This window comes from Citrobacter sp. Cpo071, from assembly GCF_030332765.1.
In the GTDB taxonomy this organism is placed as follows: domain Bacteria; phylum Pseudomonadota; class Gammaproteobacteria; order Enterobacterales; family Enterobacteriaceae; genus Citrobacter; species Citrobacter portucalensis.
In genome coordinates this window covers 1-1,255 of sequence record NZ_JAOWHE010000081.1, presented here as the reverse complement: position 1 = coordinate 1,255, position 1,255 = coordinate 1, and the positions used below count along the sequence as shown (strand labels likewise).

Genomic DNA, 1,255 nt, shown 5'->3' with positions numbered 1-1,255 from the left:
GCGGGAAAGTGACGTTCGCCTCCTGCTGAAATTTCTCCGCCAGCGTGCGGCGTACCGCTTTCGCCAGTTCTGCGGTTTGGGTTTCGATTCTGACCAGCGGTGTGAAGCTGCCCGGCGTATAAACCGTCTGGATACGGCAGTTCTCCGTCTGCGTGGTGGTCAGCCAGTCACCTTATCGTAGTGATAATGGTGGTCGTTGCTGTTGCTAGTGGAACCACGCCAACCCGTGACATAGAAACACATTTAAAACATGGTTATGTTGGAAAATTCACCTGATTGCTATGGGCCGACCTACTAATTATCTCAGTTTTTTTTGTGAGTTAACTCCAAACCGCTACACATACGTCTCAAATTAGAATTTAGATCTGTACGCATGCAAATACTCTCACAACACCCGGGGTCACCTATTAAAATTATTTCTTCCAATACATTCATTGGCATTATTTTTATTTCTGAAAGTTGTTCCAGCACAGCTAGAGAGAATTTTATATCCGGCATGGATAATGCTAATTTTGCACAATATACTATATCATCTATAGTTTCCAACTTGGAAGTATCTATAAGAGCGTTCTCTGATTTATCCCATGTAATGCTATGTATAAGATAATCATCTATGCTAATGTTAGGAGTGATGACTATATTTTCCATTTTCATTTCCTGCCTATGCTTCATAAGGGTTATCGTTTTTCCCATTTAGTATTTCCAAAACGCCACACATTCCATTATCACCACGGGCACAAGCTTCCGTTGCTTCCTCAACAAGTAAATCATGAAGCATAAATGCATCTCCAACTATTGATAGTTTCCCTATTTTCTTCAGGAAGTCTGACCACTTTGTTAAAGATTTTTTTGGTAATGAGCACCTCTCTTTTCCTGATGATTTATCGTAAATTCGACCGTCTTTATCAATTACTTCATTTGTATCATACATGTGGCCATGAGGGTTACTTGGCCAGGGATCAACGTCGTTATTATGTACGGTGATCTTCTTACCATCTATTTTTATTGTTGCTTGTCCTAACGGATCAACTTCCATTACTGGATTCAATGGGTATGTGTAAAAATTCAACCCGCCTTTCAGCCCTATCGGATCCTGGGTGATATACCGTCCCTGTCCCGGACTGTAGTACCGGTGCCGATTGTAGTGCAGTCCGGATTCGTCGTCATACTGCTGTCCCGGCAGGCGGATAAGCTGTTGCAGATTATGTGGATTATCTTCCCGCAGCACGTTGCCCCATTCGTCATATTCCGCGCG

The 1,255-nt window shown here is 42.8% G+C and carries 2 protein-coding genes and 1 pseudogene; all 3 read right to left on the bottom strand.

Annotation, left to right across the window (positions count from 1 at the left end; translation table 11 throughout):
- A pseudogene (locus tag OGY09_RS25445) lies at positions 1 to 180 on the bottom strand (hypothetical protein); the annotation flags it as partial.
- Positions 181 to 303: 123 nt separating this feature from the next.
- On the bottom strand, positions 304 to 648 hold the full coding sequence (locus OGY09_RS13210) for a hypothetical protein (RefSeq protein WP_032944174.1): 345 nt from the start codon (positions 646 to 648) through the stop codon (positions 304 to 306).
- A gap of 13 nt (positions 649 to 661) precedes the next feature.
- Positions 662 to 1,255 (bottom strand): RHS repeat-associated core domain-containing protein (locus OGY09_RS13205; RefSeq protein ID WP_286590466.1); only part of this gene is annotated, 594 nt, incomplete at its 5' end.

What these genes read in the sequence shown, in the direction of transcription:
- OGY09_RS13210 (WP_032944174.1), bottom strand. Translation starts at nt 648, where the DNA reads ATGGAAAATATAGTCATCACTCCTAACATTAGCATAGATGATTATCTT.